Raw genomic sequence first — 16,780 nt, 5'->3', positions numbered from 1 at the left:
GTATTATAACAAAATAGAATTAAAAATCAATCCCAATTAGGCTTCCTTCGGAATTTCGTCATGGCCGAAGCGGGGATCGCGATGCAAGCGATTTCTTTTTTCCCAGTAATGGTAGACCGGGAGGCCGGTGACGATGACGATTCCTGCCGCAAGCAAGCCCTGCCACGGGGCCCAGGTGAACGTCCCCCATGCGAGCCACGAAGCGCCCAGAATCGCGAGAATCGTCGTCAGACGCCATACCGGCATACGGTAAACGGGCTTGTAATCATCACGCTTGCGGCATTTGTAGACCGCAACGAAGTCCATGATGTTGATGGCCAATTGCGTCAGCGTAAAATAACCGAGCAGCGTCGTCAGGTCGCTTAAAAAGACGAGCACGCATGCATAAACCACCTGAACGATAATGGAGAAGCTCGGCGTCTCGTATTTCGGATGTACTTGGCCGAACCGCTTGAAGAACAGCCCGTCCCGCGCCATGACGTATTCCAGGCGCGGCTGGAACATGATGCACGAGCTGAGCGAGCCGAGAATGACGATGATGGCGGTGATTGCGACAAACGACGAAGCGATATGCGAAAGCCCGGGAATAAACGAAAGCGCCTCGGACACCGGGGCTTCCGATTTCATCAGCTGCTCGAAGGGCATTAAGCCCGTAACGGAAACGGCCAGCGTCGTATAGAGGGTCAGCACGATCAGCACCGAGCCGATCAGGGCGCGGGGGAGCACCTTCCCCGGATTTTTGATTTCGCCGGCCATGAAGCAGATCGCCGCCATGCCCGTATAGGCCCATGTCGTGGCGGAAATGCCGCCTATGAGACTTGTATTGGCTGCGCCGCCCGGAGGGGTGTAGGCAAAATGGTCCGTATTCATATACATAAAGCCTAGCGCGACGACGATGACGAACGGAATGATTTTGACTGCGGTAATGAGGACCTGGAACACGCCGCCTTCCTTCACGCTGCGGTAGTGGATCGCGGTGATCGCCAGAATGATGGCGACGGCCAGAAATTTTCCCGCGATGCCTGCAAAGAACGGGAAAAACACGGCGGCGTAGGAGACGATCGCAATAGCCATGATGGCAATCGACGGAGGGTCGAGCGCCCAGAACGTGGCCCAGCCGTACAGAAAGGCGAGCGGCCGCCAGCCGGCTTTGTTCAGGTACACGTATCCGCTGCCGTTCTCGGGATAAGCGGTAGACAATTCGCCCAGAACCATCATCTGCGGAATGGCGATCAAGCCGCCGATCAGCCAGGCCATGATCGAGACCGTCGGGGTGCCGGACGCGCGGGCCACCTCGCCGACCGATACGAAAATGCCCGAGCCGATCGTGGTCCCGACGGCCAGCGCCAGGGCGGACCAGAATCCAAGTTTTCGTGTGAGACTGCCGTTGCTCATACACGATTCCTCCATATTCAAGTTGATAAACCCTATGAGGAAAATCCAAACTGCCGGAGCTTGTCCAGCGACTTTTCAATGGCTTCTTGCGGATTCGCATAATAATTTGAGCCCATGATTTCGAGTGTGCAGCTTCCCCGGTACCCGTGCTTTTGCAAGCTTTGCACCCAGCTTTCCCAGTTCAGCACTCCGTCCCCAAGCGCCAAATGCGCATCCGATTGACCGTCTCCGTCGATCAGATGGACATGCGGCAGGCCGCCGGGTGCGGCGAAATAATCGTCCGGCGTTTCGCCGGCCAGCTGCATCGCGACGGTGTCGATCATGCCGCGCAGCGAAGGGGAGCCGATCTCTGCCATCAGGTTTCGGACGTCCCGAAGACTCGTAATCAGGTTGGTTTCAAATGGCGTCAGCGGTTCCAGAGCCAGAAGCAGGCCTTCCGCTTCGGCGATTCGGGCTAATTGCGCAATGGAATCGCTTGCAAAATTCCAAGAATCAGCCCGCGGGACGGCAAAATCGCCGATTCCCGACGTCACGAGCATCATCGGCGCCTCCAGCTCGGCCGCGGCGTACAGGTTCTCCCTGAAATACGCCACGCTCCTCGCCCGCCAGTCCGGGTCCGAGGCGGCCAAATTATACGGGTAGACGCACTGCTCGGGGGTATAGCATACGACGTTCAGCTTTCGCGCTTTCACCTCCTTTCGAATGCTCCGCAGCGTGGAGAGCGGGTTTCGTCCCACATAAAAGTGGGGTTCCCCGGCCCATAATTCGATGCTGCCGATTCCCGCGCGTTCCATCCCGTTCAAGAAATGCTCGAACGGAAAATGACGATACGTAATATTCATGCCTGCGATGTTCATGTGAGCGGCTCGCCTCCTGCATGGGTTTATTTGTTATGTTTTGTATTATAATTAAACAGTACATAAGTGGCAAGCGCTTTCTTAAAATTGTTCGTTTTTCCTCGCGGACGGCTTCACGGTTTCGTCAAAAACGCACGGTCCTCGTAAACCGGCATGGAAATGGTCATACTGACATCATGGAGCGAGCCGGCGGGTAAAAAATCTCATGGATAGGATTGACAGGGGCTATGCGATGATGCATAATAACATATGAACACATGATCATATATAAAATTTACGGTCGGAACGCGCAGCGGATCGCCCGTATCTTGGGAGGGACGACCTATGCACAGTCATAACCATAGCGGAGGAGCAGCTCATAAGCACGACCATGGACATGGTCACGGTCACCATCACGGCCACGGCCACCATCATCACGGGCACGGGCATCACGATCACGCCCGCGAAGGGAATAAAAGAGGCCTGATCATCGCTTTGTCCATCACCGCGGGCATTTTGCTGCTGGAGTTTTTCGGGGGACTCATCACGAACAGCCTGGCGCTGCTTTCGGACTCCGGGCATATGCTCAGCGATGCCAGCTCGCTCTTGCTCAGCTTGATCGCGCTCACCTTCGCCGCAAGACCGGCTTCCCCGGCCAAGACGTACGGCTTTTACCGCTTTGAGATTCTGGCGGCGCTGTTCAACGGCATTACGCTGTTTCTCATCGCCGGCTTTATTATATGGGAAGCGTACGGCCGCTTCTTTAACCCGCCGGAAGTCGCCAGCGGCTCGATGATGCTGATCGCCTCCGTAGGGCTGCTCGCAAACCTGATCAGCGCATGGGCGCTCATGCGGAAGGGCGACGTGAAGAACAACGTCAACCTGCGCAGCGCTTATCTCCACGTGCTCGGGGATGCGCTCGGCTCCGTCGGCGCCATTATCGCGGGGCTGGTGATGCTGGCCTTCGGCTGGTACGTCGCCGATCCGATTATCAGCGTGCTTGTCGCGCTGCTGATTCTTAAGGGCGCTTGGGGCGTCATCTCCCATACCGTTCACGTGCTGATGGAAGGAACGCCGGCCGGCGTGAGCCAGGAGGAAGTGAAGCGGGCGCTGGAGAGCATCAAGGGCGTCGTGGACGTGCATGACCTGCACATCTGGACGATTACGTCGGGCCTCGATTCGTTCAGCTGCCACCTGCAGATCGAGGACGACCGGGACAGCCAGGACGTGCTGCAGCAGGCGATTCGGCTGATGGCGGAGCGGTTCCATATCCACCATGCGACGATCCAGGTCGAGAAATCGGCTATACGCCACGAGGAATTGCGGGTATAACGAATAAAAACGGCCGTTTTTTCCCATATTAACAGCAACCCTGTATGTGGAAAGGATGACCAAGAATGACCCGTTACGAATACGACTCCAGCCTTCAATCGCAAAATCCGGTCTCGCAAGCGCAAAATTCGGTAGAAAAGGCGCACAACGCCGTAGCCCAAGCGCAGAGCCATCCGTCCGCGCAAATGATCGAGCAGGCCGAGACGGCCGTGGAAAAAGCCGAACGTTCGATCGCCCAAGCGGGGCACGACGAGAATAAGCCTGCCGTTGAGCAAGCGGCCGCCTTGCTTGCCGAAGATCAATCGGCTCTGCAAAATCTGCAGCCGATGGAAGAATAGCTGCCGATGCGAATCTCGAGACCCGTTAGCCCCTCCGCTTATGAGAAGTGGGGCGACGGGTCTTTTTCGGCTCCATCCAGGCGGCCGGTAATACCCGGCAGCAGCAAGGCTGCCAAGATTAGCCGGAGCATCGTAACCGCATCGCATTTGGCTTTTCCTTTGTGCTACAATGGGGGCATACGGCACGTGCTTGGAGGCGCGTGAGGAAGAGGAGGGCTGCATTTGGAACCGTGGCAGCTAACGGCGGAATTGATTTTGGACACGAAGGCGGCGCTGGGCGAAGGGCCGGTATGGGATCACCGCAGCGGACGGCTGCTGTGGGTCGACATCGAGGGAATGCGGGTTCATCACTATGACCCGGTTCAAAGAACGGACCGTTCGATTCAGCTGGACCAGCGGGTCGGAACCGCGGTGCCCAGAGCGGAAGGCGAAGGACTGGTGCTTGCGCTGGAGCATGGCTTTCATCTGCTCGACATCGCGACCGAGCGGCTGACGAAGCTCGCCGACCCGGAGGCGGGGCTTCCGGACAACCGGTTTAACGACGGCAAATGCGACGAAGCCGGGCGTTTCTGGGCGGGGACGATGAACCGCAAGAGCGGCGGCCCGACGGGGGCGCTCTATTGCCTGGAGCCTGCCGGGGCGGTGCGGAAGGCGATCGATGGCGTGAGCTGCTCCAACGGACTCGGCTGGAGTCCCGACGGGCGCACGATGTATTACATCGACTCGCCTACCAAGCGGGTCGTCGCCTACGACTACGAGCCGACAGCAGGGACGGTCTCGAATGGGCGCACGGTGGTGACGATTCCGGAAGGCGAAGGCATTCCTGACGGTATGGCCGTCGATCGCGAAGGGATGCTGTGGGTTGCCCAGTGGGGCGGCTGGCGGGTGTCCTGCTGGAATCCGCAGAGCGGCGAGAGGCTCGGCTCCGTCCGCGTTCCGGCTGCGCAGACGACCTCCTGCGCGTTCGGCGGTCCGGACTGGGACGAGCTGTACATTACGACCGCCCGAACCGGGCTGGGCGGGGAACAGCTGGCGCAGCAGCCGCATGCCGGCGGCTTGTTCCGCGTCAAGACGGGCGTGAAAGGCAGACCGGCTTGCTTTTATGGCGGATAACAACTGGACGATGGCAGGCGAAGACGCCTGGGGTGAGCGTCACCCGTTCATTGCGCAAATCGAGCGCCGACTCCTGCCGGAGCTGAGCATCAGGAGCGAACAGCCGCACGATCCGATTGTCGTCTACCGTGTGCCGGCCCCTTGGCGGTTGCTAGGCGCTGGCAACTATGCGGCGGTGCTCGCACACCCGGATTACCCCGAATACGTGGTGAAGGTATATGCGCCGGGCCGGCCGGGGCTGCGGGAGGAGGCCGAGGTGTACCGCCGTCTGGGGCGGCATCCGGCGTATTCGGAATGCCTGTACTATGGCGACGGCTATCTGGTGCTCCGGCGCTTGAACGGCATCACGCTGTACGATTGCATCCGGAAGGGGGTCCCGATTCCCCGGCAGGTGATCGACGATATCGACCAGGCGCTTGCCTATGCGGTGGGCAAAGGGCTTCGCCCGCACGACGTTCACGGCAAAAACGTCATGATGCGGGACGGCCGCGGCGTCGTGGTGGACGTATCGGATTTTTTGAAGCCGGAGCCATGTATGATGTGGGACGATCTGAAGAAAGCGTACGACCGCTTTTACCTTCCGCCCTTGCGGCGTATCCCGGTTCCCGGCTTTGTGCTGAACGTGGTTCGCAAAGGCTACCGTTTGCTGAAAAGATAAAGACTTAAACAAGCTGCGCCGGCATGATGGTCCGGGTGAAACCGCCCGGCACTCCGCCGCGTATTGAACCGCAGAGCAACAAATAACTTTGGCGTACTTCAGGCGGGAGGCAAAGATCATGTCCATTTTTAAGAAAGTGCTTGCAAGTGTAGGGATCGGTTCGGCGAAGGTGGATACGAAGCTGGAACATGCGCAGGTTTCACCGGGAGATACGCTTGGCGGAATCGTGCACATTCAAGGCGGCCAATTGGAGCAGCAGATTGAAAGCATCTATGTGTATTTGAAAACACAGTATGTTAGGGAACAAAATGATTCGAAAGTGACACACGTAGCGGAGATTGCCAAATACCGCATCACCGACGCTTTCCTGCTGCGTGCCGGCGAGAGCCGGGAGATCCCGTTTACGCTGGCGATTCCCGAATACGCTCCGCTGTCGCTGCGAAACACGCCGGTCTGGGTGGAAACGGGACTCGATATCAACATGGCGGTCGATCCGACGGACCGGGACCGGATCGACATCGTTGCCGGCCCGAACGTGGCTACCGTGATGGAGGCGCTGGATGAGCTCGGCTTCCGTCTGCGCGAAGTCTCCAACGACTACGCGCCAAGATTGGGCGGGCCGCTGCCGTTCGTGCAGGAGTTCGAGTATGTGCCGACGACGAATTTCCGCGGCGCGCTCGACGAGCTCGAAGTGCTCTACTTCCCAAGAGGAAACGATCTGGAGCTGTTCCTGCAGATCGACCGCCGCGCCCGGGGCTTCCGGGGAAGATTGGAAGAACAAATGGGGCTGGACGAAAGCTTCGTCCGCGTCACCATTCCGGGCAGCGAGCTGCGCCGGGGCTCGACCATCGTGGCCGGGCAGCTGCATGATCTCATTTCGAGGTATTGTTAATTGAATCGTCGTTCGGGAAGTTCGTTCCTTCGGGAAACGGGCTTCTTTTTTTTCGCGGCGGCAAGCAGGAGAAGAATGTCCGGCTAGCGAAAAATGTAAGGATTAGGATAATAACCGGACCCTAGGAGAGTATACATATGGCTGAACCGCAAGTGAATATACTGATTGTCGACGATCGGCCGGAACATTTGCTCGCTATGTCTTCCATACTGCAATCTCCCGATTATCGCATCACCACCGCCAATTCCGGAGAGGAAGCGCTGCGGCAAGTGATGCAGGAGTCTTTTGCTTTGATTCTGATGGATGTTGAAATGCCGGGAATGAACGGCTTTGAAACCGTTCGCATGCTGAAATCGCAAGAGCGGTACAGGTCGATTCCGGTCATCTTCGTGACTGCGCTCAGTCAAGCGACGGAGCATATGGTACGAGGCTATGAAATCGGAGCGATCGATTTTATATTCAAGCCGGTGCAGCCGGTTGTGTTGAAAGTGAAGGTCAAGCAGTTCGCAGGCATCTACCGGGACCGGGAGCAGCTTAAGGCGCAAAAGGAGCTGATCACCCGGCGCACGATCGATCTGGAGCAGGCGCATGCCCGGCTTCTGGACAATACGGACAAGCTTCGACAGATGGAAGCGATGGCCCGGGCCATCAGCGAGACATCGACCGATGCTTTCTTGACCGTCGACGCGCTGGGAACGATTCTGTCGGCCAATCCCGCCGTCCGGCCGCTGTTCAGGTATGACCCGGAGGAGCTGATCGGGAAGCCCGTGTGGCTTGTCGTGCCGTACACCGAGCGGCTGTTCGGCTCGGGAGAAAGCGGCTCCCTGCTGCCGGTTAGCGGCACGGGGGAAGCGACGGACGTTACAGCCGTGCGCCGCAGCGGCGGGACGTTTCCCGCGGAGCTGCAGATCGGAAGCGCCTGTATCGGCGACCGGCCGATCTATGTCTGCTCGGTTCGCGACGTGACCGAGCGCAAAATGCAGTACATCCGCATGGAGCAAGCCGTCGAGCAGCGCACGTATGCGCTGCGCGAAGCCAACGGAAGACTTCAGGCGGAAATCAGGCGCCGGCATCAGGTAACCGAGCAGCTGCTCCGGTCGTACGACCGAATCAACGATATTTTGGAGAGCATCACGGACGCGTTCTACGCGCTCGACCACGACGGGGCGATCGTCTACATGAACCGGTCGGCCGAGCAGCGTCTCCGCATCGTGAAGGAGCAGGCGCTCGGCCGGCCGTTCTGGGATTATGCGCCGGTGGAACGCTCGAAGTGCTACGATTTATTTCTGCGCGCCGCCCTGGAGCAAGCGCCGCAGCGGGCGGAATTTTATTCGAACCTGACGGAAAGCTGGGTCGAGGTGAGAGCTTTCCCGTCGTCGCTGGGCATCAGCTTATATATTCAGGATACGAACGAACGGCGGCGCATGGAGCAGGATGTCCGGGAATCGCAGGAGCGGTTTTATACGATTTTCCAGGCGACGCCCTGTCTGATGGCGATTCAATCGCTAAGCGACCGCGCTTATCTTGATGTCAACGAGAGCTGGATGAAGCATACGGGATACACGTATGAAGAAATGACGTCGGGAACCGCCGATCTGCAGATGACGCTCATTTCCGACGAAGGACTGGTCGAGACGGCCTCCGTGGACTTCGCCGATACGATGACGGACGTGAAAGTGCAGTATGTGACCAAGTCGGGCGAGCGGCGGACGGGGCTGTTGTCCACGGAGATCATTGAGACGCCGGATGTGCCGTGCGTGCTGGCGGTCATTACGGACATTACGGACCGGGTGGCGTTGGAGAGGGAGATTGCGCGGCTGGACCGGCTGCATATGATCGGGGAAATGGCCGCGGGCATCGCGCATGAAATCCGCAATCCGATGACGACCGTCCGCGGCTTTCTCCAGCTTATGCGCGCGAAGAAAGCCTTACCGCCCAAGGACATCCTCGATGTCATGGTGGAGGAGCTGAACCGCGCCAACGGGATTATCAGCGAGTTTTTGGCGCTGGCCAAAAACAAGACCACCGACCGCCGCCCGCAAAATTTGGCTCAGGTGATTGAAGCCATCGGTCCGCTCATTCAAGCGGAGGCGACGCTGGCCGGCAAGCAGTTACACCTGCGGCTTGATTCCTGTCCCGAGCTGGAGCTCGACGAGAAGGAGATCCGGCAGATGGTATTGAATCTCGCGCTGAACGGGCTTGAAGCGATGGAGGCCGGAGGACGGCTCGAGATCGCCACGTACACGGAAGAGTCAGAGGTCGTGCTGGAGGTCAGCGACCAGGGCCACGGCATGGACAAGGACGTGCTGGCCAAGGTCGGAACCCCGTTCTTTACGACGAAGGAGCGGGGGACGGGGCTCGGTCTGGCGGTCTGCTTCAGTATCGCCGCCCGGCACGGAGCCAAGCTGATGTGGCAGACCGGACCGGAGGGCACGGCCTTCTATGTCCGGTTTGCGATACCGCCTGAGCCCGTCGCTGCCAACGACCCCTAGCGATTCCTTCCGTATGCGATGTATAAAAGCGGCTTCAGTATTTCATATTAATTAGGGATAAGCTGGAAAAGAACGCGATCCAAGGAGGAACGACCCATGTCCAAAAGCTTAACGGAAGTGCTGAACACCCAGATAGCGAACTGGAGCCTGCTGTTCATCAAGCTCCACAACTACCATTGGTATGTGAAAGGACCGCAATTTTTCACCCTGCACGCGAAGTTCGAAGAGCTGTATAACGAGGCGGCTGTTCACGTGGACAATTTGGCCGAGCGGCTGTTGGCGCTCAAAGGGCAGCCGGTGGCCACCATGAAAGAAATTTTGGAGAAAACGACCCTGCACGAAGCTTCCGGCAGCGAGAATGCCGAGCAGATGGTCCGTTCCATCGCCAACGATTTCGGAACGTTGATCGGGGAGCTGAAGGAAGGAATGGAGATTGCCGAAGCGGCGGACGACGAGACGACCGGCGATATGCTGCTTGCGATTCACAGCGAGCTGGAGAAGCACGTTTGGATGCTGGAATCGTTTTTGGGTAAATAGCGTCCCGGACCGGGGGCATGGCGACTTGCGGATTGCGCAGGAAGCCGTGCCTTTTTTTGTAAGTAGCGGCCTGATTACGCACTGCCGTTGTGTAATCGTCGCTTCGGCGGGAAGGCTTGTCGCATATACTGTAGAGCGGAACCCAGTCGGCAGACCGCTCGCGGACTGCTCAGCAAAGGAGTGACAAAAACAATGAACGCGTATCCGAATAAAGACGGGGAACGTTTAATGAAAGTCGAGACCCGGCTCGAGAACATCGAAGTCGCCGTCACGCGCATGGAAGAAAAGCTGGATAATTGGCATGGCAACTATATATCCCGTGTGGAAATAAACGAGATGCTGCGCGCTCGCGACGAACGCCTCGAGCGGATCGAAAAAGAGCGGTTGGTCAACAAGCAGCTTTACCCCGGCTGGATCAATATTCTCATTGCTTTTGCCGCATTGCTTGTCGCGTGGTTCCACAATAAATAAAGCAGCAGGAATGAAAAATAGCTCGAACAGGTCGCTTTTCCTAGCGCCGTTTGGGTATAATGGGATGAAAAGGGATGGGAGGCTCTGACCCTTATGAATCGAACGATTTCGCGGACCGCGGCGGGACTGCTCCTAGCGCTGCTGCTCGCCGGCTGTGAGGAGGAGCGTCAGGCGGCTCCTGCCACGGGCACGGCCCCTTCCGCCCCGTCGGCGGGTACAGCGTCCAAAGCCGGCTTTCCATATAAGGAGGAAATCGTAGCCACAGGATTGGCCGTGCCGTGGGAAATCGATTTTGCGCCGGATGGCCGTATTTTCTTTACGGAGCGCGGCGGCGCGCTGCGCGTCATCGACAAGGGAAAGCTGATCGAGGAGCCGGTATTTCAATTTAACGGCAGTTTGTACAAGCAAGGAGAAGCGGGACTGCTTGGCTTCACCCTTGATCCGCAATTTGAACGAAACGGCTATATTTATGCCTATTATACGTACTTCAAAGACGACCGGCCGTTCAATCGGGTCGTCCGGCTGAAGGAGCAGGGCGGGAAAGCCGCTCTGGACAAAGTGCTGCTGGATCATCTGCCGGGCAACCGGATTCACGACGGCGGCCGGGTGAAGTTCGGGCCGGACGGCATGCTGTATATCACGAACGGAGACGCCGACGACCGCCCGTCCGCTCAAGATGTGACGGCATTGTCAGGCAAAATATTCCGCATCGCCAAAGACGGCTCCGTGCCGCCGGACAATCCGTTCCCCGGCTCGCCCGTCTACAGCCTCGGCCACCGCAATCCTCAAGGCCTTGCCTGGCATCCGGAGACAAAGTGGCTGTACAGCTCCGAGCATGGCCAAACGGCTCACGACGAGATCAATCTCATCGAGGCCGGAGCCAACTACGGCTGGCCTCTAATCGAAGGCGACGAGACAGAGATCAAGCCGGCCGATGCCGGGAAAAAAGGACCGGGACCGCTAAGAGCGCCGGTCGTGCACAGCCGCGACGTCACGTGGGCGCCGTCGGGCATGACGTTCGTCAGCCGCGGACCGTGGAAAGGCCACCTGCTGGTGGCTAACCTGCGCGGGACGCAGGTGCTGCATATCGTGCTGTCGCAAGACGGCAAGAGCGCCCAATCCGTCGAGCCGCTGCTCGCCGGTGAGCTGGGCCGGCTCCGGACGGTGGCGGAAGCGCCGGACGGCTCGCTCTATGTGCTGACGAACAACCGGGACGGCCGCGGACAGCCGCAGAAGGACGACGATAAGATCATCCGGCTGATACCGGAATTGAAATCATGAACTAATGGATTGGAGAACGTGAAGCGGGATGCAAGAGCAGCAATTGACGGAATTAACGGGCCGATTGTTTCAGGAAGGGACGCTGATCCAAGCGACGCTGAGCCAAGTGCGGCGAAGCGGTCCGGATGGCGGCGGCTGTACGAAGGTGACGGTGAAGCCCGTTCAGCTCAAAGGGGCTTTGCACTATCAATTCAGCTCCTTCTGCGGGCCGAAGGTGCTGCACGAGAATCTGGCGCCGGAAGCGGCGGAGGCGAAGCTGAACACGCTGCTTGCCGAGCAGTTCCGGCAAGGGCTGCTGCAGACGGGAGAAGCGGACTATCAGGTGCTGATCAGCAAGAAAGGCAAGACAGGCATTCTCCGCAAGCCGCCGACCAAGCAAGCGGCGGGCGGAGCGCCCGCCCATAACCGGAAAAAAAACTACGTGCTGGAGGAAGGCGTTCCCATTCCTTTTCTGATCGAGCTCGGAATCATGAACGCGCAGGGGAAGGTGCTTGCCCCTAAATACGATAAATTCCGCCAAATCAACCGGTTTGTCGAGATGATCGCTGATGTTTTGCCGCATTTGCCGAAGGACCGGACGCTGACCATCGTGGATTTCGGCTGCGGCAAATCGTATTTGACGTTTGCGATGTATCATTTTCTGAAGGAGATGCAGGGCTTCGACCTGCGCGTCGTCGGCCTCGATCTCAAGGAGGATGTGATCCGGCACTGCAGCGTGCTTGCGGAGAAGCTCGGCTATGACGGGCTGCGGTTCCTTGTCGGCGACATCGCCAAGTATGACGAGCTGCAGCAGGTCGACATGGTCGTGACGCTGCATGCCTGCGATACGGCGACCGATGCGGCGCTGGAGAAGGCGGTTCGCTGGGGCGCTTCGGTCATCTTGTCCGTGCCTTGCTGCCAGCACGAGCTGTTCCGGCAGGTGCGCAGCGACGTGCTCGGCCCGCTCCTGCAGCACGGCATTTTGAAGGAGCGGTTTTCCGCGTTGGCTACGGATGCGATCCGGGCGAAGCTGCTCGAGCTGGTCGGCTATAAGACGCAGCTGCTTGAATTCATCGACCTGGAGCACACGCCGAAAAATATTTTAATCCGGGCGGTTCGCAGCGTGCAGCCGCCGAAGCCCGCCGAACGGGCCAAGCTTGCGGAAGAGTACGAAGGATTCCGGAATTTCCTGCAGGCGGAGCCTTATTTGGAGCGGGCGCTGAAGGATAAGCTGACGCCGCGGCTGGAGCGGTAACCGTTTAAACCGAAGCTGTTATTGCTTCAATAAGAGAGAGGGTCCCGTGACTTAAGGAGGGGCTTCCTCTCTCTTTTTTTGATTGTATCGTCCGTTTGTCCTAAAATTCGACAAAAGTTCTTCGCTTATTGTGAAACTTTTCTCCTAGTTTCCGTAGTACAATGGATGTTAAACTCCAATTGGAATATGGTTCCATCCATGGCTGGGGAAAACTGAGAACCGAGGTGCTTGTCTCATGAGAAATCCACTTCATTCGTTAACGGGCCGATTTATGCTATACAGCAGCTTGGTGCTCCTGCTCTTAATGGGTGTGGTGTTCGCCTATCAAAGCAGCATCATTCGCCGTCACGCGGAAGCTTCGCTGTTCGACAAAGGGCGGACGATGGCCATCTCGCTATCCAAAAGCTTGCAGAGCCTGACCGAATCGGATCTCCGTACCGGAGTGATGCTGAAAGACGGAACGAAGCTGTCCGGGGAGGAGCTGCGGACACGGTTGTTCGACGACCGGCTGGAGCCGATCGCCGCGAGCCGGGAAGAGGCACAGAAGCGGTCGAAGGATAAGGAATACGCTTCGGCGAAACAGAAACGATTCGACGGCCAAGACATCCCGCTCGCGCAATACGAGATGAAATATACCAGCGCTTACGGCGCTTATACGGACGAGCGGTGGCAGGCGATGATCGACGGATTTTTGACCGATCCGCAGATCGTATTCGCCATTCCGATCGCCTACTCGGCGAATCCGGAAGCGGTTGGCTTCATCGCGACGCACAACAGCAGCTACAGCCCGCAAGGCGAGTCGTCGAAGGACAGCTGGGGTGCGGAGGGGCTGCTTAGCCAGAAATACCGGGCCAATCGCGTGTTCAACGACCCGACGGGCTACGCGGCCGCGACGTACAAGGACACTTCCGAAGTGCTGCTGCAAACATACCCGCGAAGCGTGGAAGGACGGGTCGTCGAGACATGGGACATGTCTTACCCGCTGTATTTTGAGGGCAAGCATTGGGGGGCGGTTCGCGTCGCGCTCAATAAGGAACAGTCGGACGAGCTGATCGCACGGCAGCAGCTGACGGTTGCAGTAGAGCTCCTGATCGTGCTGCTCGTTGTGCTTGGCCTGCTGTTCGTGTTGGCGAAGTTTTCCGTCGCCCGCAAGCTTCAGGCGATGCTGGAGGCGACGGCCAATCTCAACTCGCAGGAAGCGGATTTGACCTATCGCCTTGCCGTCAGAGGCAAGGACGAGATGGGCCGGCTCTCCGGGGAGATTAACCGGTTTATCGCCCATTTGCAGCAAATGATGAAAGGGGTGCATGCCCTTTCTCTTCGCGTAACGGACGGCTCGCACCAGCTGGCGGCGCATGCCGCGCAGTCCCGCGAAGCTTCGGAGGCCATTGCCCATACGCTGGACGAATTGGCGGCGGGCGCCGAAAGCCAAGCCGCCAGCGCCGGGGACAGCGCCAAGGCGATGGAGGAGATGGCCGCGGGCATTCAGCGCATCGCCGAGGCGTCGGCTCACGTCACGGAAGCGTCGCTTGCGATGGTGCAGGAAGCCGAAGCCGGCAACCGCACCTCGGTGGGCGCCATGGAGCAGATGGGGACGATGCGCCGGTCGGCGCAGCAGGTCGGCCAAGCGTTCAGGGAGCTGGAAGGCCGCATGCAGTCGGTGCGGGAGATGGCCGGCGCCATATCCGGCATTGCGTCCCAGACAGGCCTGCTCGCGCTGAATGCGGCGATCGAAGCGGCCCGGGCCGGAGAGCACGGCCGGGGCTTTGCGGTTGTCGCAGGCGAGGTGCGCAAGCTGGCCGAGCAGTCCGAAGCGTCGGCGCAGCGCATTCACGAGCAGATCGAGTCCATCCAGGCCTCGATGGCTTCGGCAGTATCCGCGATGGACAAGGGCGGCCGCGAGGTGGAGAAAGGCGTCGGGGAAGTCGAGCAGGCGGGTGCAGCCTTCGGTCGGATCTTGACGATGGCGCAGGGCATCACGGCGCAGATTCAGGAGATCTCCGCCGCCTCCGAGCAGCTGTCTGCCGGCACCGAGGAAGTGACGGCCGGCATCGAGGAGATGGCCCGTATCGCGGGCAGCGCCTCGGAGCAGACGCTACGGGCGGCTTCGGCCTCCGCCGGTCAGCTTGACCTGGCAGGTCAGGCGTCAGGGGAAGCCGAGCAGCTGCAGAAGGCGGCGGACGAGCTTCAGCAAACCGCGGGACGGTTCAAAGTGTAACCGCGTCCTGCGGTTTTTCTTTGCCTTCGCGGTGTGTTTGTGTTTGTACCGGGCGGCTATGCTACAATGAGGCTGCTTGGGTGTGAATCGACGAAACGGGAGGCGATGCATACAGATGGCAGCAGACAAGGAACGTCCCCGCTTGACCGGCTTGCCGCCGGTCGTGGATGAGCGCTGCCGGCTGCTGATTCTCGGATCGATGCCGGGGGAAGCGTCCTTGCGGGCGCAGCAGTATTACGGTCATCCGCGCAACGGCTTCTGGCCGCTTCTCTATGCGCTGCTGGACGGCGGGGAGCCGGCTGCGTCCTATGAGGAAAGGCTCCGCTTTGCGTTGTCCCGCGGCGTAGCGCTGTGGGACGTGCTTGCGGCGTGCGAGCGCGAAGGCAGTCTCGATACGGCGATCCGCCGTCCGGAGGCCAACGACTTCGCGCGGTTCTACGCGGCGTATCCGGGGATCCGCCATGTCTTCTTCAACGGCAGCGCGGCGGCGGATCTGTACCGCCGGCAGGTCATGAAGAGGGCTGCGGATGACGGCAGGAGCTACACGCTGCTGCCGTCATCGAGTCCGGCGCGGGCCATGTCGCAAGCGGCCAAGCTGGAAGCATGGCAGCCTGTGCGGGCGGCTTGGATCGACGTACGGAGCTAACGGCCGCCCGGGACCGCGGGAAGCGAGCGGGTTACTCCTTCTCTTTCTGCGTAGCTCCGATCTGGTTGACTGTCGTTTTCACTTGATTGAGCGTATCGTTCACGAATTCCATATCTTGATTGTCGGCTTCCATCGAAGCCGTGCCTTCGTAATTGCCTTCGTGCTTTTTATTTTCCGACATGCCGTTGCCTCCTTTCGGGACAAGCTTCATCGCCGATTCATGCTTAACGTGCGCAGCCTGCCCGGAAAATATTCTCTTTTTCCGAAAGGCATACTAAGTGAAAACCCATTTCTGCAAGCGACGGGAGGAGGATGCCGAATGGCAAGACAGACGGGCAAAGTTCCGTTCGGATACGAGCCGCCGAATGATCGCGAGACGGACCGCGGAAGCTTGTGGATTTACGATGCGTTCGAGGACTATACAGAGCAGGAGCTCGTACGCGTCCTGGCGCTGGCAAGCGGGCGCGGCATCGCCAAGGCGGTGTTTTACCCGCTGCATGAGGAGACGGTACGGCGAATGGAGAAGCCGCGTTCCGTAGCTCCGTATCACCGGAGGGTCGAGGCGCTGCAAGCGCTGCTTGCCGCGTCGGATACGGATATCGATTATGTGGTCGAACCGTTTGAAGGCAAGCGCAAAAAGTACACCCCTGCCGACACCGCTTTCCGGTTTCTGGAAGAGAAGTATGCCGCTCCCCATTCGTCTGGGTGACTGCGACGACCGCCGAGCTGCTGGCAGGCTACGAATCGTTCGAGACGTGGATTAAAAAAATCCGCTGGTTCATAAGCGCGGAGGGAAGCCCGGTCACGCATCCCCGGCTGCAAGCCTATGCCGACCGTTGGGACCCGGTATGAGAGTATCGTCCGGTCTGATCCCCTGAAAATGGCAAGAAAGCCCGAACCCTATAACGTACTCCATTCGAAAAATACGGGCGGGAGCTTTGCAGCGCCTGTTACAGGGGGAGAGAAACGATGGGGAAACTTAAAAAAACAGTCGTGTGGGCGCTTGCCGCCGCGCTGTTGGGCGGACTGATTTATGGCGTCACCTGGGCGGGAGATGCGCCCGTGTCGGCTGAACTATCGACAGAAGCCAAAGGGCGGTTCGTCGGCTTGACGGACGGCGGCAAAAACATCAAAGTGACTTACGACGGAACGGAAAAAATCTATCCGCTGACAGCGGACGTGTGGGTGTACCGTAACTTGCAAAAAGCGGCGATCACGGAATTGAAGCCGGGCGATTCACTGGAAATCATATTGAACAGCAAAAATCAAGCCGCCTATATTAAGGCGGCGGCGCCCGAAGGGACCGCATCGCCGCAGAGCCCGGCCCCGCCGGCTGC

17 protein-coding genes and 1 pseudogene are annotated in these 16,780 nt (G+C 58.9%); 15 read left to right on the top strand and 3 right to left on the bottom strand.

The genetic code is table 11. From position 1 onward, the window contains the following. Nucleotides 1-36 precede the first annotated feature (36 nt). Nucleotides 37-1,395, bottom strand: coding sequence for an amino acid permease (locus PEH01S_RS09415; RefSeq protein WP_025852013.1), 1,359 nt, complete (start codon nt 1,393-1,395; stop codon nt 37-39). A gap of 32 nt (nt 1,396-1,427) precedes the next feature. Further along, nucleotides 1,428-2,252 carry a sugar phosphate isomerase/epimerase family protein gene (locus PEH01S_RS09410; RefSeq protein ID WP_025852011.1) on the bottom strand — a complete coding sequence of 275 codons (825 nt, stop codon included), beginning with the start codon at nt 2,250-2,252 and terminating at the stop codon, nt 1,428-1,430. Nucleotides 2,253-2,576: 324 nt separating this feature from the next. Between PEH01S_RS09410 and PEH01S_RS09405 the strand changes: the two genes are divergently transcribed. The 12 genes from PEH01S_RS09405 (at nt 2,577) to PEH01S_RS09350 (ending at nt 15,443) form a co-directional block, all read left to right on the top strand. Then, nucleotides 2,577-3,563 (top strand): cation diffusion facilitator family transporter, encoded by a 987-nt coding sequence (locus tag PEH01S_RS09405; RefSeq protein ID WP_127485040.1) that lies wholly within the window; start codon nt 2,577-2,579, stop codon nt 3,561-3,563. Nucleotides 3,564-3,628: 65 nt separating this feature from the next. Further along, a complete protein-coding gene (locus PEH01S_RS09400; protein ID WP_025852009.1) occupies nt 3,629-3,901 on the top strand; it encodes a hypothetical protein in 273 nt (90 codons plus the stop codon). A gap of 222 nt (nt 3,902-4,123) precedes the next feature. Beyond that, nucleotides 4,124-5,014: an SMP-30/gluconolactonase/LRE family protein gene (locus PEH01S_RS09395; RefSeq protein ID WP_127485038.1), complete on the top strand. Its 891-nt coding sequence runs from the start codon at nt 4,124-4,126 to the stop codon at nt 5,012-5,014. Next, the gene (locus tag PEH01S_RS09390; protein WP_246062861.1) at nt 5,004-5,672 is read left to right on the top strand and encodes a serine/threonine protein kinase; all 669 of its coding nucleotides are present in this window, start codon (nt 5,004-5,006) and stop codon (nt 5,670-5,672) included. Before PEH01S_RS09395 ends, PEH01S_RS09390 begins: the two co-directional genes overlap by 11 nt. A gap of 118 nt (nt 5,673-5,790) precedes the next feature. After that, nucleotides 5,791-6,564 carry a sporulation protein gene (locus tag PEH01S_RS09385; RefSeq protein ID WP_127485036.1) on the top strand — a complete coding sequence of 258 codons (774 nt, stop codon included), beginning with the start codon at nt 5,791-5,793 and terminating at the stop codon, nt 6,562-6,564. Nucleotides 6,565-6,701: 137 nt separating this feature from the next. After that, nucleotides 6,702-9,056, top strand: a complete 2,355-nt coding sequence (locus PEH01S_RS09380; RefSeq protein WP_025852002.1) for a PAS domain S-box protein — start codon at nt 6,702-6,704, stop codon at nt 9,054-9,056. A gap of 96 nt (nt 9,057-9,152) precedes the next feature. Next, complete coding sequence (locus PEH01S_RS09375) at nt 9,153-9,593, top strand: Dps family protein (RefSeq protein ID WP_025852001.1); 441 nt, start codon at nt 9,153-9,155, stop codon at nt 9,591-9,593. A 192-nt stretch (nt 9,594-9,785) separates the two neighbouring features. After that, entirely contained in the window at nt 9,786-10,064 is a 279-nt protein-coding gene (locus PEH01S_RS09370) for a hypothetical protein (RefSeq protein WP_025851999.1), read from the top strand. A 93-nt stretch (nt 10,065-10,157) separates the two neighbouring features. Further along, nucleotides 10,158-11,345 (top strand): PQQ-dependent sugar dehydrogenase, encoded by a 1,188-nt coding sequence (locus PEH01S_RS09365; RefSeq protein ID WP_127485034.1) that lies wholly within the window; start codon nt 10,158-10,160, stop codon nt 11,343-11,345. Between the two features lie 28 nt (nt 11,346-11,373). After that, nucleotides 11,374-12,579 (top strand): class I SAM-dependent methyltransferase, encoded by a 1,206-nt coding sequence (locus PEH01S_RS09360; RefSeq protein WP_127485032.1) that lies wholly within the window; start codon nt 11,374-11,376, stop codon nt 12,577-12,579. 235 nt (nt 12,580-12,814) lie between these two features. After that, a complete protein-coding gene (locus tag PEH01S_RS09355) occupies nt 12,815-14,797 on the top strand; it encodes a methyl-accepting chemotaxis protein (RefSeq protein WP_127485030.1) in 1,983 nt (660 codons plus the stop codon). 115 nt (nt 14,798-14,912) lie between these two features. Continuing rightward, on the top strand, nt 14,913-15,443 hold the full coding sequence (locus PEH01S_RS09350) for a DNA-deoxyinosine glycosylase (protein WP_246062860.1): 531 nt from the start codon (nt 14,913-14,915) through the stop codon (nt 15,441-15,443). 31 nt (nt 15,444-15,474) lie between these two features. Here PEH01S_RS09350 and PEH01S_RS34525 read toward each other — a convergent pair whose 3' ends face one another. After that, nucleotides 15,475-15,624: a hypothetical protein gene (locus PEH01S_RS34525; protein ID WP_164827754.1), complete on the bottom strand. Its 150-nt coding sequence runs from the start codon at nt 15,622-15,624 to the stop codon at nt 15,475-15,477. 138 nt (nt 15,625-15,762) lie between these two features. Between PEH01S_RS34525 and PEH01S_RS09345 the strand changes: the two genes are divergently transcribed. The 3 genes and pseudogenes from PEH01S_RS09345 to PEH01S_RS09340 all read left to right on the top strand — a co-directional run. Further along, a complete protein-coding gene (locus tag PEH01S_RS09345; protein WP_246062859.1) occupies nt 15,763-16,152 on the top strand; it encodes a hypothetical protein in 390 nt (129 codons plus the stop codon). Then, nucleotides 16,149-16,295, top strand: a complete 147-nt coding sequence (locus tag PEH01S_RS35370; RefSeq protein ID WP_246062858.1) for a hypothetical protein — start codon at nt 16,149-16,151, stop codon at nt 16,293-16,295. The genes PEH01S_RS09345 and PEH01S_RS35370 overlap by 4 nt, the downstream gene beginning before the upstream one ends. A 117-nt stretch (nt 16,296-16,412) precedes the next feature. Further along, nucleotides 16,413-16,780 (top strand): annotated as a pseudogene (locus PEH01S_RS09340) (hypothetical protein); the annotation flags it as partial.

Origin of the sequence: Paenibacillus ehimensis NBRC 15659, assembly GCF_004000785.1 — a bacterium.
In the GTDB taxonomy this organism is placed as follows: domain Bacteria; phylum Bacillota; class Bacilli; order Paenibacillales; family NBRC-103111; genus Paenibacillus_G; species Paenibacillus_G ehimensis.
This window is presented reverse-complemented; position numbering and strand designations above follow the sequence as displayed.